Raw genomic sequence first — 15,117 nt, forward strand, 5'->3', positions numbered from 1 at the left:
TCGGTAAAGTTATTCGCCTTCCGTGTATTCCTTGAATGATTGATCCAGATAAGCATCGCTTCCTACAAAATTCAGAAGGTTGGAAAATACTGCTTCTTCCAGATATCCTGGCTGAGAGCCAATAATGGCACCTTCATCATTCAAAAAATAGACAGTAGGTACATTCTGATTTTCAAGAGCCTGGGCAAATTGTGCCTCTGTCATCTCTTCACCGTGATAATTCACCGTCGCGTCTGATTCAACATCTATCTTTACCCAAAGAAAATATTTTGAGATGGCTTCCTGAACCGCATCTGACGGATACACTTCTGAATGCATACGCTTGCAATACGGACACCAAGTGGCAAATACATCTATAAGTATTTTCTTGCCTTCATCGGGTGCCAGCTTCAATGCCCTTTCAAGCGAAATGGGCTGAGGGCCTGGGACAGATACGTCCTGAGCCAATACAAATGAAGGAAACAAGAGCAGAATAATGGTAATGATATAGAGAGAAATTCGCTTCATGCTTTAAAATAAATAAGATTTATGACTTTTATTTCTTTTTGATAATGATCATCGTAAGATCGTCGTGCTGTGTCGATTTCTCTCCAAAATTCTCCAGATCTTCTTCCACTATATTCAATAATTCTTTGGCAGACAGCATATAATTTTTCTTCAATAAATCATGCAGTCTTTGATCTCCATAAAGCTTGTTTGTTTTACTGATGGATTCTACAACTCCGTCTGTAAATAAAATCAGTATATCATCTTTGTGGAGTTTAATATTTTCTTCCGAAATATTCTTTTTAAACATTTCATCATTCGCCATGCCGATTGCAATTCCTTCCGGCTGGTATTCATGCAATGAACCTTCTTTATTGTTGAAAAAGAGGACCGGATTATGCCCCGCTCTTGAAAAGCTGAACAGATTCTGATTTGTGTCCAGGATTCCAAATATGAGAGATATAAATGTCCCGCGATTTGCATTATTCCTGAACATCGTATTGGTCTTCGAAAGGATGTCAATCGTGGAGTTAAAGTCGGAACAGAGTGCGTGGAGAACTCCTTTGGTAAATGTCATAAAGAACGCCGCCTGAATTCCTTTGCCGCTCACGTCCCCGATTGTAACCGCAAGCCGGTCGTTACTTAATGATATAAAATCATAATAATCCCCACCTGTTTCGTACGCGGGTTTACAGATAGCGGCTATTTCATATCCCTCAATACTCGGAGTTCTTAATGGCAAAAATGACTGCTGAACATTCCTGGCAATTTTTAACTCCTGGCGAATACGATCTTCCTGGGCCAGTTCCTCGATGTAATCAGGCACAAATTTTGGCAGATCCCGAACGGAACTGCCCTTGTAGATACTGTATCCTCCCGAAATAAACCCGGCAATAATCAAAAATATCAATGAATAGAAAACACTGGCATCGGGAGAATTTTCAATAAGCCAACCATTGGCTGTTGATAACAGGGAGACAAAAACAAACAATGCAATAAACGTAGTGAGAAAATCTTCCCGGTAATAAATAATCCCCAGAAGAAGACCAATAACTCCCGCTGTTACAAGTTCTGTTGTGAACCCTCCTACATCGAACGGAAATGGATAAACGATAATGAAAAGTAGTGAGGGAACGAGAACCGCCGCGAATACAGATTTAAACGATGACCGTAACTGGCCTACAAAAACCAGAAAAATGACCTCGGCAATAAGCAGGTAAAAAAAGAAATTTCCCAATAACTCAGAAAAATATGGGAGAAAAGTAGTGTCTGCTTCAAAGTTCGGCTCGAGCGTGATGTACGAACCCGGAATGAGAAAAAGGATTAAACACCATACCAACGCCAGTAAAAATCCAAAAGAAATTCCCCTTATAAGGGTTAACCCAACCGGTATATTATTGAAATAACCAACCCGTAATACATCAATCGTTCTGAGTTTCTCGATCCAATACTGCCTTGTTATTGAGTCGGCTATTGCTGTGACGGCAAAAAATCCCAGAGTGGCAATAGCTGCCGTAAATCCAATAACGATTAGCAGCAGAACTACAAACTCGACATTTACAGTTCCAAATGAGTTTAAATGGTCGTAAACCATCCAAAGTGTAACGACAAATGGAAAAATCAATCCTGCCAAAACGGCTAAAAGTGTTGCTGCTTTAATATCAATCAAGCGCATGCGAAAACGAAGAAAGAGCAAAACAATAATCCAGAAACTGCCAATCAGGAGTACAATTGCGCGAACTCCCTCTTTGATTGTTGAAAACAGATTCTCATCGCCGGTGGGGTTTGGATGATTGTATTCCATCGAAAGCAAACCGCCCGAAGGTAAAATTCTCACATCAACCTGGATAAGCTGTCTTACATCAGAGGCACTCCGTTCAAACCTTACGGTGGCTCCTTCAACATCATTAATCGGCACTCTTTCGGTTGAAATGATTTCAAAATCTTTATCTCCCCAGGCCGATCTTTGGAGATAAAAATGAGCCATACGCTCCGCTACGGATTGGCCAAGATAGTTTACCTGATTTCTTTGCAGCCGTGTTCTTGAGGTATTCTGTTCGGTTCCATTGTTGAAACGAAATTCAAGAGATCGGGTAAAAATACTGTCATTTGAAAATGAATAGACATTTAGTGAATCCCCCTGAATTCCATAATTGAGAACATCAGGCCGAAACACAGGGGTTGGCAGGATATTTTCGTTATTGTGAAGTGCAATCAGTTTTCCGGATTCTGAAAGTTCAACCGCAACGGCATCTGTTGACTCATCGCCAATATCAAGGCTAAACTCCTCTTCTGCTTTTGAATGATTCTGCATTTTCAAATAAGCAATCCAATAAAATGCAGGAAAAAGAGACCGGTTTACAGAATCTGCATAAAAGTCCTTAAACGCAGTTTGTTTCTGAAGAGAGTCGAGTAATTCCGTATTGGTTTGAAAGCGTGTAAAAGGCGGGCTTTCTGATTCGTACCCAAATTCCATAGCAAATTTGGCTGCCAGCTCACGTGCAGCAGAATTCCCCAAACTATTATCAGCGGCCGGGAGAGGGTGAAAATCCGAATAGAGCCAAAAAAAGAGCAATAAAGCTACTGCCCCGGCTATAATCAACACTAAGTCCTGTTTTGCAGTATCACTTCCGAAATTCAAAATCGGGATTTTAACGGTTATTGATTATCACAATAGATATCTAAATTTACAGCGAAAATGAAATGATAATGTTACGATTAAATGTTTCGTAATTTAAAACCAATTATATGTGTCTCATTGTTTTTTCCTACAAAAATCATCCTGATTATCCATTTATTCTTGCCACAAACCGTGATGAGTTCTACGGCAGACCTACTCAACCTGCGCATGTATGGAATACGTCGCCTAAAATTTTAGCCGGTAAAGATGAAAAGGCCGGCGGTACCTGGCTTGGAATATCCCAAAATGGACGATTTGCCGCGTTAACCAATTACCGGCAAATGGATGACATCAGGGAAGATACGACAAGCAGAGGCATAATTGTTAAAGATTTTCTTTTATCTGATGCCAATCCTCGCAAATATCTTGCGGAATTGCAAAAGAAGCGAGAACAATTCAATGGTTTTAACCTCATTGCCGGCTATTTTGATGATCTGTATTACATTTCAAATAAGAAGGAAGGTGTGTACAAAATTAAGCCGGGTAACCATTCTGTAAGCAATGCTTTTCTGAATACTCCGTGGCCCAAAACAGTGCAGGCGACCAACTCATTCACAAAAATTGTAAGTGATGAGAAACCAGACGAGGAAAAACTTTTTCATATGCTTCACAATGATGAGCGATTTCCACTGGATAAACTTCCTGATACCGGCCTACCCCGGGAAATGGAAAAAGCTGTTTCATCCATCTTCATAGAAACAGAAAATTACGGAACGCGATCATCCACAGTTATTGCTGTTGATAAAAACAGAAAAGTCCATTTTGCCGAACGGTCCTATACGTCCGGTTCAAAAGAAACGAATAAAACGGTCTGGTTTGATTTTAAACTTCGATAAACCTTAACCGGAAGGGGAATTCCTATAAGTTTTTTAACTGATCTCTTGAACGGTTTCGGGCTTCGGGAACGGCTTTTTGGTCGGCCGCAATTTCATAGTATTTCTTCGCTTCCTTTTTTTGATCGAGATTCTCCAGTGCTCGTCCGGCAAAATATGCAGCCATGGCGTATATATCCCTCTCTTCGCTATTCACAAGTTTTTTTCCTGCCTGAACGGACCGCTCTAAGAATGGAAGAGCTGACGACCAATCGCCAAAGTGATAATACGCTCTGCCTATCCAGTAACTTACTTCCAGTTCAATACCGGGATCATCCTGAAGATTTCCGGCAGACCAATAATCTAAAGTACTTTGTGCGAAAGTGAGTATTTCATCATACTGCCCAAGTTGGGATAGCGTCCTCAGGTATTGACGCCGGTAGTACCCGTTATTCGGATATTTCTCAAGCAAATAGGTAAATTTTTGCTTCGCTTTTTCAAAGTCTTTCTCATAATTGAGCAAAATAGAAGCTAAAAAATAATTGGCTTCTGGACGCGCAAAAACAGCATTCCTTGCAGCATATTCCAGCGTTTCAAGGCCTTCCGTCCGATCGCCTTCCGGGAAAAACCAGGATACGGCCTTCACAACAGGATAAGCATCGGGGATGTAGGCTGCATAGTAGAGTTTCATCCCTTCCGCAAAATGGTTGTCAGGCAAGTCTGGTGAGACTTCCATCAACTCTTGGTGAGCCTGGTATGCCCGCCGCCCAACTTGCACACTGGTTACCCATTCTTCACGGTTTGCGTGCAGGCGTGCAATATACCCATTTGCTACAGCCCGAATAATGAGCGCATCAGGATGGCCGGGTTCCGAGCGCAAAATTTTACCGGCTTCGTAATCGGCCCGCTGCATTCTGGACATGAATTCCCGATCATGAGAATGGTCGTTCAAATCCTCTAGTACATTCCACCAAAGCTCCATACCATCCCAGAGCATCCAAAGCGGGTGTTCCGGGTACTCGTCCCGCCAGGGTTTCAGCTCACTCCTTGCAACATCCGTATTCCTGTTGTAAAGCGAATCAATCGCTTCACGTGCATCAATTTCAAAAAAAGCATCTTCAATCAAAACTTTGGTCTGCCCCAGAATTGGCTGAGAAATGCACACACAGAACAAACCGATTACAAAGCAAAATCTGAGTGTCCCTTTGGCATATAGGCGTCCCTCTCTCTTTGTAAAACCAGCTGTCTGTCTGTTCATAAAGCTTTATCTAAGATGATCAAGAAACCAACCTTCTGTGAGATCCAGTGCTTCTGAAAACGCAGGCGGAAAGTCTTTCTCATTAAACGGATGAGAAATCTCAAAGGTATGTCCGGCATTCTCAATCAGGCGAATTTCTTTCTCATCTGCCGGTGATTTTCGGTATAAAACTTCCGATTCACTAAATGGAACGGTTTCGTCACTCTTTCCGGCAATAAACATCGATGGAATGTATAACTCGGGTACACGCTTGATTGCCATCAGGCGATCTGCATTTTCCATAGCGTCGTCATATACAATTTTATCAAGGGGTAAAGATTCTCCAGTTCGGGAATTTAGAATATTGGTATACCCTTGTTTATTCCAATTGCTAATCATCTCTTTGCTCCAACGCTTATTGTAATCAGCCACGGCCGACCAGGTTACCAGGCACTGAATTTCAGAATATTCGGCGGCAGCAACGATGGCTGTATGTCCACCGCGCGAGTGACCCAGGATTCCAATCCGATCTGTATCTAAAACAGCTTTTTCACTTTGAATTTCTTTGGATTTTAAAGCCTCAATAACGGAACCTACATCTTGTAAATCCTGGCTGAATGTTTGCCTGCGAAATAGTTCGGGCTGATCAAATTCAAGCATTCCCGAACCAACACCATTTAAAGATAAATTGAATGCCACTACGGCAAATCCGGCTCTGGCAAGTTCTTCATAAAGATCAGGGAAAGCTCCCCAATCTTTAAATCCTTTAAACCCGTGAACGAACAGAATTACGGGAAGAACCGTACCGCTCTCCACTCCCGGAACCAATAAATCGTAATAAATTGGAAGACCTTCTGTTGATGAGATTTCGCCGTCTGTCTTTTTTATCGTGCTGTAATTCATTTGTCTTCTTTATTGAATTCTAATGTATCCAGTTTTACGAGCCTTCGAAGATCGTTAATCTCCTTTTGCCTGAGAAAACGCCAGCGGCCAACCCGAAGATCTTTATCCGTGAGGCCTGCGTACCGTATTCTTTTCAATTTTGTTACTTCCGCCCCAAAATAAGCAATCATCCGACGAATCAAATGATTACGTCCTTCAAATACCGAGATGGTAACTGTATGCGGATCATTAATAATCTGTTGAATTTCGGCTGCTTTGGCAGGTCCGTCCTCCAGTTCAATACCTCTTAACAATTCACTGAGTTCAGAATCTCCAAGAGGTCGGTTGGCGGTTACCTCATACGTTTTCTTCACTTTGTAACTTGGGTGCATTAATCGATGAGCGAGGTCTCCGTCGTTGGTCAGAATCAACAAACCCATTGTATTCCTGTCTAACCGCCCTACAGGATACACCCGGTGTCCGGTGGCATCTTCAACAGCATCCAAAACAGTATTTCTGTCTTTTTCATCATCGGTGGTACTGATCGTATCTTTTCCTTTGTTCAACAAAATGTAGGTAAAAGGTTCCAGCGAAAGAGACTGCCCGTCAACTTTAACCGAATCGCCCTGTTTTACTTTGGTCCCCAATTCTGTCGTAACCTTGCCATTTACCTCAACTTTTCCCGCTGCAATGTATTCATCAGCCTCTCTTCGCGAACAAAAACCGGCATGCGCAATGTATTTATTGAGACGGATTTTGTCTCTCAGATATTTTTTTTGAGAGATTGTATTGGCTTCATCCGGAGATGATGAAGACTTCCTGCCTTTCTTGGAATACTTTTTTGAAGGTCGTCTTTTTTTATTGTTCCGGTTGTTATTTTTTCGATGATTCGTCATAAAATGAGTTTAAAAATTTTTGCGGAATATCCCATGAATTCAATGTAATGAATCCATGATTAATGAAATCTTTGAGTTATTTGGGATTTTTTTTTGGAACAGGATCATACCCGGATGTTCCCCAGGGATGACATTTTAAGATTCGTTTTAAACCCAGCCAGAATCCTTTTGCAGCTCCCCATTCCTGAATGGCTTCTACCATGTAATTGGAACAAGTGGGTGTATGGCGGCAGTTAGATCCCAAATATGGAGAGATGGCAAACTGATAAAATTTAACCAGCGAAATCATGACTTTTCCCGTGATTCTTCCGGTAAAGTCAATGGTCGATTTCAAAAGTTGTTTTGCCATTTTTTTCATCCTTCAGGAGAATACCGATCTCAGCCAAATCATCCCGGATTTTATCTGAGGTGGCAAAATCCTTCTTCTGGCGGGCCTCAGACCGGATTTCAATCAGCAGGTTTACCAGTTCTTCTGTTTTGCTGTCCTGAGTTTCTGCAATGGGTTGAAGGCCAAGAACTTCTTCCACTACGGTATGAAGAAATATTTTAACGGCATCCAGGTTCGAAGGAGTATCCCCTTCATTTATTTGTTTTCGGATCTCTTTCAATTTTTCGAATAGCACAGCAATGGCCTGGGCCGAATTGAAATCATCATTCATTGCTGTTTCAAATGCATTCTTAAAACTTTTGATGTCAATATCCGATCCATCTCCAGCCTCTGATTTTTCAATCAGCGAAATCATGGAGTGCAGGTTTTTGAGCCCTGTTTCTGCTCCTGCAAGTGCGCTTTCAGAAAAATCGGTTGTACTTCTGTAATGGCTTTGAAGCAGAAAGAAACGAATCACTTCGGGCGACCAGGATCCTGTCAACAGTTTATGGTTGCCTGTAAAAAATTCGTGCAGGTTGATGGCATTCCCGAGAGATTTACCCATTTTTTGCCCTTCAAGGGTAACCATATTGTTGTGCAGCCAATATTTCACAAAATCTTTATCGTGAGCGCATTCGGCCTGGGCAATTTCACATTCATGATGAGGAAACTGGTTTTCCAATCCGCCGCCATGAATATCAAAACTTTCTCCAAGGTATTTGGTACTCATTGCTGAACATTCGATGTGCCAACCCGGATAACCCTCTCCCCACGGCGAATCCCATTTCATAATGTGTCCGTCATCCGCTTTTTTCCAAAGTGCAAAATCTTCAGGATTGCGTTTGTCTGATGCCGTTTGAACCCTCGTACCGGCCTCGGCATCTTCGGTTTTTCGCCCGCTCAGCTTGCCATATCCGGGATCGGATGATACATCAAAATACACATTCCCATTCACTTCGTAGGCATGGCCATTTTCTATTAATTTCTTGACCATTGCAATTTGTTCGGGAATATGTCCTGAGGCTCTTGGAGCGATATCCGGCCGAAGTACATTCAGCGCATCCATATCCCGGAAATAAGTGAACGTATATTTCTCGGCGATCTCCATCGGCTGAACTTTCTCAATCCGGGCCTGTTTGCTGAGCTTATCTTCACCTTCTTCCGCATCATCCACCAAATGCCCCACATCGGTGATGTTCTGCACGTATCGAACGTTATAGCCAAGATAACGCAGATATCGAAGAATTAAATCAAACGACACGTAGCTTTTGGCATGGCCGAGATGTGCGTCACCGTATACAGTGGGCCCACAAACATACAGACCTACAAACGGCGGATTGATGGGCTCGAAAAGCTCCTTTTGTCTTGATAAGCTATTGTAAAGATATAGTGGTGATGATTCACTGTTCGCCATGAAAGCTTTGAAATACTCTTTTTACATTCTGGTTTCTGCCTTAATGTAATCAATAAAGCGTTGTTGGGTTCGCTCGTTTTTGAAAGCACCTCTGAATTCGGTGGTAACCGTACTGCTTTCTCTGTCCTGAATGCCCCGCGTGGATACGCACAAATGCTTACTTTCAATAAAAACAGCTACATCATCGGTTTCCAATGCATTTTGCAGTTCCTGGGCAACTTGCAGAGTCAGGCGCTCCTGTACCTGCGGACGCCGTGAATAATAATCCACAATACGATTGATTTTTGACAGCCCTATCACTTTGCCTGAACTAATATAAGCCACATGGGCCTTGCCGAGAAACGGAAGAAAATGGTGCTCACAAAAAGATGTCACATTGATATTCTTCTCAACCACCATCTCCTCATAATTGTATTTATTGGAGAATTTTCGAACAACAGGTTTGTTATCAGGTTTCAGGCCATGAAAAATTTCGTTTACATACATTTTGGCCACGCGGTAGGGTGTTCCACTTAAACTCTCGTCTTTTGTATCCAGCCCAAGAGCTTCCATGATTTCCCTGAAGTGTTTCGATATCGTTTCAATCTTCTCATCATCGCTCATTTTAAAAGCATCCTTACGCAGCGGGGTATCGGCGGATGTAGAAGTATGGGCATCTCCCATTTCTTCGGCTTCATCATGGTCAACTGCAAGCGAATTGTACGCGTCGTTATCTTTACTCATCGATTATGGTGGTGAAACTTTGTGATCGTTCAAAGAGCGTAAAGTTACGGGTTCCCACAGCAATATCATAATAAACGGCAGCACTGAAATGAATCCGTACAGAACCATTTTACATGTTTTTTCGCTTATAAGTATTGATGACACTTCCATCTAAAAGTGCCTGTAATTGCCGGCCGCTCAAAGTATGATATGCTGTAAACGTGGTGCCTTTTGTTGAATTGGTTACCTGAATGTTGTCTCCATTTTTCAGTTGCTCCTGAACAGATTCAATTTTAATCAGATCGCCCTGATCAATCGTATCAAAATCAGCCGGGTTTTTAAATTCCAACGGAATGATGCCAAAATTGGCCAGATTCTGCCATCCTATTCTCGCATAACTTTTTGCGATTACCGCTTTCTGGCCTAAATATCGCGGGGCAATTGCAGCATGTTCACGGCTGGATCCCTGGGCATAATTTTCTCCCGCCACTACAACATGGCCTCCATGATTGTCTCTGGCAGTTAATGCCCGATCGTAAAAATTCTCATCAATTACCGTAAATGAGAACTTGCTGATTTCCGGGATATTACTGCGAAAAGGAAGTACTTCAGCACCTGCTCTAAGGATTTCATCTGTTGAAACGTTATCTCCCATTTTCAACAACACCGGTACCTCAAAATCAGAAGGTTCTTCAAACTCGGGCATGGTAGAGATATTCGGTCCCTTAACCAATTCAACATCTTTACCACTTTCCGGGGGAGGTGTCAGCATTTCCTTATTGATGAGATAATCGGCCGGCTCCTCATATTTCGGATAAGTCATATCATAGAGACTTTCGAGATGCCTTGGATCCGTAATTTTCCCGGTTAATGCAGATGCCGCCGCTGTTTCCGGACTGCATAAGAAAACCGAATCTTCTTTTGTACCCGATCTGTCGGGGAAATTTCGCGGAACCGTTCGCAGACTATTTCTGCCGCTTGCAGGTGCCTGTCCCATTCCAATACAGCCATTGCAGCCTGCCTGGTGTATTCGTGCTCCAGCTTGAATCAGGTTAAGCATCACCCCGTTTTGCACCATATTCTGAATAATTTGCCGCGATGTGGGGTTCACATCCAAACTTACTTCATCATGAACCCTCTTGCCTTTCACAATTTCGGATGCAATCCAGAAATCCCTGTAACCCGGATTTGCTGAAGAGCCAATGTACGATTGGTAAATGCTTTTCCCTTCTACTTCTTTCACCGGAACTACATTTCCGGGACTACTGGGAAGAGCAATCATCGGGACAATTTCACTCAGATCAACTTCTTCAATTTTATCGTACTCTGCGCCTTCATCGGCTTTTAACTCACTCCATTCATCTTCTCTGTTGTTTTGAGCCATGAACCGGCGAACTTCATCATCTGCCGGAAAAACAGTGGTTGTCGCTCCCATTTCAGTTCCCATATTTGCAATAACGTGCCGATCCATCGTGTCGAGCTGATCGAGTCCGGGACCAAAATATTCGATCACATACCCTCGTGCGCCTTTTACATCGTATCGGCGAAGCATCTCTAAAACTACATCCTTTGCACCGACCCAATCCGGCAATTCTCCCGTAAGCCTAACACCCAACACTTTTGGCATTTTCAAATACATTGGCTCACCGGCAATGGCGAATGCTACATCAAGTCCCCCGGCCCCGATTGCAAACATCCCCAAACAACCCGATGCAGGAGTATGGCTGTCAGATCCCGCCAAGGTTTTTCCCGGCTTTGCGAAATGCTCGGAATGCACAGGATGGCTCACCCCATTTCCCGGACGGCTAAACCACAATCCGAAACGCTCGGCAGCCGATTTCAAAAAAAGGTGATCGTCTGGATTTTTATTGTCCGTTTGCAGCAGGTTATGATCCACATATTGACAGGATACATCCGTTTTTGCTTTATCCAGATTCATCGCTTCCAGCTCCAGCATTACCAGGGTTCCGGTTGCATCCTGGGTGAGTGTCTGGTCAATCTTGATTCCAATTTCCGATCCCGGTTTCATCTCACCATCCACAAGATGGGCTTTGATAAGTTTCTGTGTAACATTTAAAGCTTCTGACATACGGGGCCTCTTTTGTTAACTATTTATAACTCATAAAGATATTGAACTATTTTTCGTTCAAAATCTTTGTATAATCCATCCTATAGAAGTTTTTCTAATTCTCAGATGAAGAGTGTCTATTAGGTTTTTTATGCTTTTTTTCCTTTTATTTATATGAAATGAATGTTTTTACCTCATGAACTACAGCGAATTAATAGAGCAGCTTTCTGAGCAAACAGGTCACTCAAAAACCAAGACAAAAGAGATATTAAGTGAAGCGATATCTGTGATGTCTAATCAATTGAGTGACGGAACAGGTATTTCCATACCTGATTTGGGGACGTTTCATACAAAGGTTAATGAGGAAAAAAAGGTATATAATCCCCACTATGAATCTTATATGATTGTTCCACCCAAGCGGGTTGTTGATTTTAACCCCGCCACCGGGCTTAAAGAGGAAGTCAAGTTTTTGAGGCCAGAAAATGAGTGAAAAAATCACATTCAAAGAATTGGTTCGCCTCATTGCAAAGCAATCCGAGCAGAGCGAATCTTCGGCCAACAGCTTTATTCATGAGTTGGTACAAATTATTGAAGGTGGATTGAAGCAGAGCGGCTCAGTCAGTATCTCGGGGTTTGGGAAATTTGAGCTCAGGTGGATGAAAGAACGCCCGGGAGTTAATCCTCAAACGGGTGATGAAATTACAATCCCCGGACAAAACAAGGTTGTTTTTAAACCCTTCAAAGCTCTGCGCGAAACCGTTAACAAGCCTTTTGAAAATCTTGAACCTGAAGTCCTTTCAGAAGAACCGACGTCTGAAAAGCCCTTATCTGAAGAAAAAGAACAGACTACCGAGGAGAAGAAAGAAACCTCAGGGGAGTTTGATGACGATCCCTTTGGACTTGAAGGAGTTTTTGCGACGGATGCCCCGTTTCATGCAGACGATGATGACCCATTCGACTCAGAACCTCCTTCCGGTTCAAGCGCTCCTTTTGAGGATGACGAAGACCTGGATCCGTTTGATGATGAATATTTCTTTGAAGAGGAAGAGGCCCCTTTCGAAGCTGACGAGCCAATACAATCCGGCAAGAAAGAAACCGTTGATGATCTGATTTTTGAGTGGGATAATCCCCATTTTGGGAAGAAAGAAGTGGTAGCTTTAGAAGTGGAAGACGATGACGTTCTCGTCATCGCCAAAGAAGAGGAAGAAGAGCTCGTTGAGAAAAAACCGGCTGAGAAACCGAAAATGGCTCCTTTCATCCCCGATGAGTCGAAAATGGCCAAAGAGGTTCAAAAATCCGGGAGCTTCAGATGGTCGTATGCTGCCGCTGTAATCATCGTTATGATTGCTTTAATTCTCCTGTTTTGGATGATGCAACGAGACACCGAACCATCGGAGCAATTGACTACTGCAACGGATGAGCCAACCGAACAGGTTTTTCAAGATCCCTCAACAACGGATGAAGCTACTGAACAAGGAACAGCATCAACTGAACCTCAATCTACAGTCGATGAAGAATCACCACCGTCAACGGGCGGATCACCCCCTCAAACCGAGCTTGAAACAGAAAATTTTACGGTACAAAACGGCCAGTCATTATGGGATATCGCAGAAAGCCAGTTAGGAAATCCATATTTATGGCCGGTTATTTATCATCTGAATCAGGATATTTTAAATAATCCAAATCAACTGTTGGCTAACGCTAATATCGAAATTCCCACCTTCTCCAATCCGGATAATCTGAGTGAATTCGAGAGAGAGCAGGTTGCCCTTGGTTATTTCTCATTATATCAATGGAACCGGGAAAATAACCCTGATGAAGCACGCTACTTTTTATGGGCCGTTGGCGTTTTTTCTCAGGATTTACTGGATCAACCCCCATCTGAAGTTGATCCTCAGGATCTGGCTTTCGCGAGAAACCGATAGTATAACATCACATCGAATTTTAAAAGGAGTATTGCTATGATACGTCATATTGTAATGTGGAAACTAAAAGAAAATGCTGCCGGTGCCACAAAAAAGAAAAATGCAGAAAAACTAAAACTCATCCTGGAAGGACTTCGGACAAATATCGAAGAAATCAAAGCGGTTGAAGTAGGCATTCAAATAAACGATGACGAAAAAGACGCGATGGATGTTGTATTAATCTGCGATTTTGAAACGCAGCTCGATTTCCAGATGTATACCAGGAATCCCCATCATAAAAAAGCAAGGAGTTTTATAGAATCCGTTGCAGACAAACGATACTTCGTTGACTATAACGTAGATTTGTAAAAAAAACAGATTTCTGAATTTCTATACGAAAACGGAGATTTCTGAACGAGTTTGCTTTTTCTATTTCGTATTTTTGGATCGTTTAATCCCGAACGGGCCGGCATCCCCCGCCCTATTTATTTGTACTATATTTAATCCAAAGTATGATTTCACAAATTGGCAGTAAAACCTCGTCAGAACTCTCCGATCAACTCAGCGCTGTTTTTAAAAATATAAAAGATGAGATTTCCGGTTTCGCCGAGCAGGCACCTGAAAACATTGTGGAATCCGTTCACCTTATTCGCAAGCGGTTCAAGCTTCTAAGAGCATTCGTGAAGCTTACGCAATTCTGCAGCGAAGGAGATCAATACAAACAAATCAACATTCTTTTTCGAGACTGCGGGCGATTGATTTCCGATTGCAGGGATGTTCATGTCCGCGGCCTGTTGCTTGATGAGTTCAGACAAACAAAAACCGACAGGCCCTACTTTTCCTATCTTAAAAAACTTATTGAACTGAATAACAATCAGACGACAGAAATTGAAAATCAACTTCTGTCGGGAACAAGTGTCTTTGATGAGTTGATTGCTGATCTGAATAGTGAACCGGTTTTAAACTACTTCTTCTCTCTAAAGCCGGATGCAGAATCGCTTATTACAGGATATGCGCGTTGTTATCAGAAAAGTTACAGAGCCTTTCATTCAGAACTAACCAATCATGAAGCGGATTTACTGCATGAATGGAGAAAACGGACCAAAGATTTGCAGTACCAGCTCGAATTAATGACAGAATCGGTTCCGGTCGATCTCCCTCCTTCGCTGGAAGAAGTCTCTGAATTGTGTGAAGTTCTCGGAAGGATTAATGATCTTTTCATGTTGTCGGACTGGATCAAAACTCACAGAAGTTCAAAGAACAGATCTGCACTTTTAGAGGAAATTCACCACGAACTTGAATCTCTTGAAGCTGACGCAGACAATCGGGGACATTCACTCTACCGGCTTGCGCCTGAAGAATATAGCCGGCAACTTCAACAAGCCGTATTGCAATGAGTTCGGACGAACCTTACCGAATAGAGATAAATGGCGTTCTGGATCTGCACGCCTTCAGTCCAAAAGATCTTTCTACTTTGATTGATGAGTATATCGATGCATGCCTTGAAAAAGAGATCTACGAAGTTCGGTTCATACATGGAAAAGGAATGGGAAATATCCGGCGGAGTGTGCATTCCCTGCTTGACCGGAATCCACATGTGATTGAATATCAAAATGCTAATGAATCGGGTGGCGGCTGGGGAGCTACGATCGCCAATCTTAAACCTTGA

General features: G+C 42.5%; 15 protein-coding genes. 6 read left to right on the forward strand and 9 right to left on the reverse strand.

Going from position 1 to position 15,117, the window contains the following annotated elements:
• Window positions 1–9: 9 nt before the first annotated feature.
• Window positions 10–507, reverse strand: a complete 498-nt coding sequence (locus L0B18_RS15060; protein ID WP_234572625.1) for a thioredoxin family protein — start codon at window positions 505–507, stop codon at window positions 10–12.
• A 28-nt stretch (window positions 508–535) separates the two neighbouring features.
• A complete protein-coding gene (locus L0B18_RS15065) occupies window positions 536–3,127 on the reverse strand; it encodes a PP2C family protein-serine/threonine phosphatase (RefSeq protein WP_234572626.1) in 2,592 nt (863 codons plus the stop codon).
• 107 nt (window positions 3,128–3,234) lie between these two features.
• Here L0B18_RS15065 and L0B18_RS15070 point away from each other — a divergent pair, with 107 nt between their 5' ends.
• Window positions 3,235–4,002: an NRDE family protein gene (locus L0B18_RS15070; protein WP_234572627.1), complete on the forward strand. Its 768-nt coding sequence runs from the start codon at window positions 3,235–3,237 to the stop codon at window positions 4,000–4,002.
• A gap of 22 nt (window positions 4,003–4,024) precedes the next feature.
• Here L0B18_RS15070 and L0B18_RS15075 read toward each other — a convergent pair whose 3' ends face one another.
• The 7 genes from L0B18_RS15075 to L0B18_RS15105 form a co-directional block, all read right to left on the reverse strand.
• Window positions 4,025–5,236 (reverse strand): tetratricopeptide repeat protein, encoded by a 1,212-nt coding sequence (locus L0B18_RS15075; protein WP_234572628.1) that lies wholly within the window; start codon window positions 5,234–5,236, stop codon window positions 4,025–4,027.
• 6 nt (window positions 5,237–5,242) lie between these two features.
• Window positions 5,243–6,118, reverse strand: a complete 876-nt coding sequence (locus tag L0B18_RS15080; RefSeq protein WP_234572629.1) for an alpha/beta hydrolase family protein — start codon at window positions 6,116–6,118, stop codon at window positions 5,243–5,245.
• Window positions 6,115–6,993, reverse strand: a complete 879-nt coding sequence (locus L0B18_RS15085) for a pseudouridine synthase (RefSeq protein WP_234572630.1) — start codon at window positions 6,991–6,993, stop codon at window positions 6,115–6,117. The genes L0B18_RS15080 and L0B18_RS15085 overlap by 4 nt, the downstream gene beginning before the upstream one ends.
• 76 nt (window positions 6,994–7,069) lie before the next feature.
• Window positions 7,070–7,282: a membrane protein insertion efficiency factor YidD gene (yidD, locus tag L0B18_RS15090; RefSeq protein ID WP_370647601.1), complete on the reverse strand. Its 213-nt coding sequence runs from the start codon at window positions 7,280–7,282 to the stop codon at window positions 7,070–7,072.
• Window positions 7,283–7,310: 28 nt separating this feature from the next.
• Window positions 7,311–8,774 (reverse strand): cysteine--tRNA ligase, encoded by a 1,464-nt coding sequence (gene cysS, locus L0B18_RS15095; RefSeq protein WP_234572632.1) that lies wholly within the window; start codon window positions 8,772–8,774, stop codon window positions 7,311–7,313.
• 21 nt (window positions 8,775–8,795) lie between these two features.
• Window positions 8,796–9,497, reverse strand: a complete 702-nt coding sequence (gene folE, locus L0B18_RS15100; protein ID WP_234572633.1) for a GTP cyclohydrolase I FolE — start codon at window positions 9,495–9,497, stop codon at window positions 8,796–8,798.
• 109 nt (window positions 9,498–9,606) lie between these two features.
• Window positions 9,607–11,565 carry an aconitate hydratase gene (locus tag L0B18_RS15105; protein ID WP_234572634.1) on the reverse strand — a complete coding sequence of 653 codons (1,959 nt, stop codon included), beginning with the start codon at window positions 11,563–11,565 and terminating at the stop codon, window positions 9,607–9,609.
• A gap of 175 nt (window positions 11,566–11,740) precedes the next feature.
• Here L0B18_RS15105 and L0B18_RS15110 point away from each other — a divergent pair, with 175 nt between their 5' ends.
• From L0B18_RS15110 to L0B18_RS15130, 5 genes are all read left to right on the forward strand, one after another.
• Window positions 11,741–12,034 (forward strand): HU family DNA-binding protein, encoded by a 294-nt coding sequence (locus tag L0B18_RS15110; protein WP_234572635.1) that lies wholly within the window; start codon window positions 11,741–11,743, stop codon window positions 12,032–12,034.
• Window positions 12,027–13,469, forward strand: coding sequence for an HU family DNA-binding protein (locus tag L0B18_RS15115; protein WP_234572636.1), 1,443 nt, complete (start codon window positions 12,027–12,029; stop codon window positions 13,467–13,469). Before L0B18_RS15110 ends, L0B18_RS15115 begins: the two co-directional genes overlap by 8 nt.
• A gap of 36 nt (window positions 13,470–13,505) precedes the next feature.
• Window positions 13,506–13,817 carry a Dabb family protein gene (locus tag L0B18_RS15120; RefSeq protein ID WP_234572637.1) on the forward strand — a complete coding sequence of 104 codons (312 nt, stop codon included), beginning with the start codon at window positions 13,506–13,508 and terminating at the stop codon, window positions 13,815–13,817.
• Window positions 13,818–13,960: 143 nt separating this feature from the next.
• Window positions 13,961–14,845, forward strand: coding sequence for a CHAD domain-containing protein (locus tag L0B18_RS15125; protein ID WP_234572638.1), 885 nt, complete (start codon window positions 13,961–13,963; stop codon window positions 14,843–14,845).
• Window positions 14,842–15,117, forward strand: a complete 276-nt coding sequence (locus L0B18_RS15130; protein ID WP_234572639.1) for a Smr/MutS family protein — start codon at window positions 14,842–14,844, stop codon at window positions 15,115–15,117. Before L0B18_RS15125 ends, L0B18_RS15130 begins: the two co-directional genes overlap by 4 nt.

It is taken from the genome of Rhodohalobacter sp. 614A (genome assembly GCF_021462415.1).
Lineage (GTDB): Bacteria > Bacteroidota > Rhodothermia > Balneolales > Balneolaceae > Rhodohalobacter.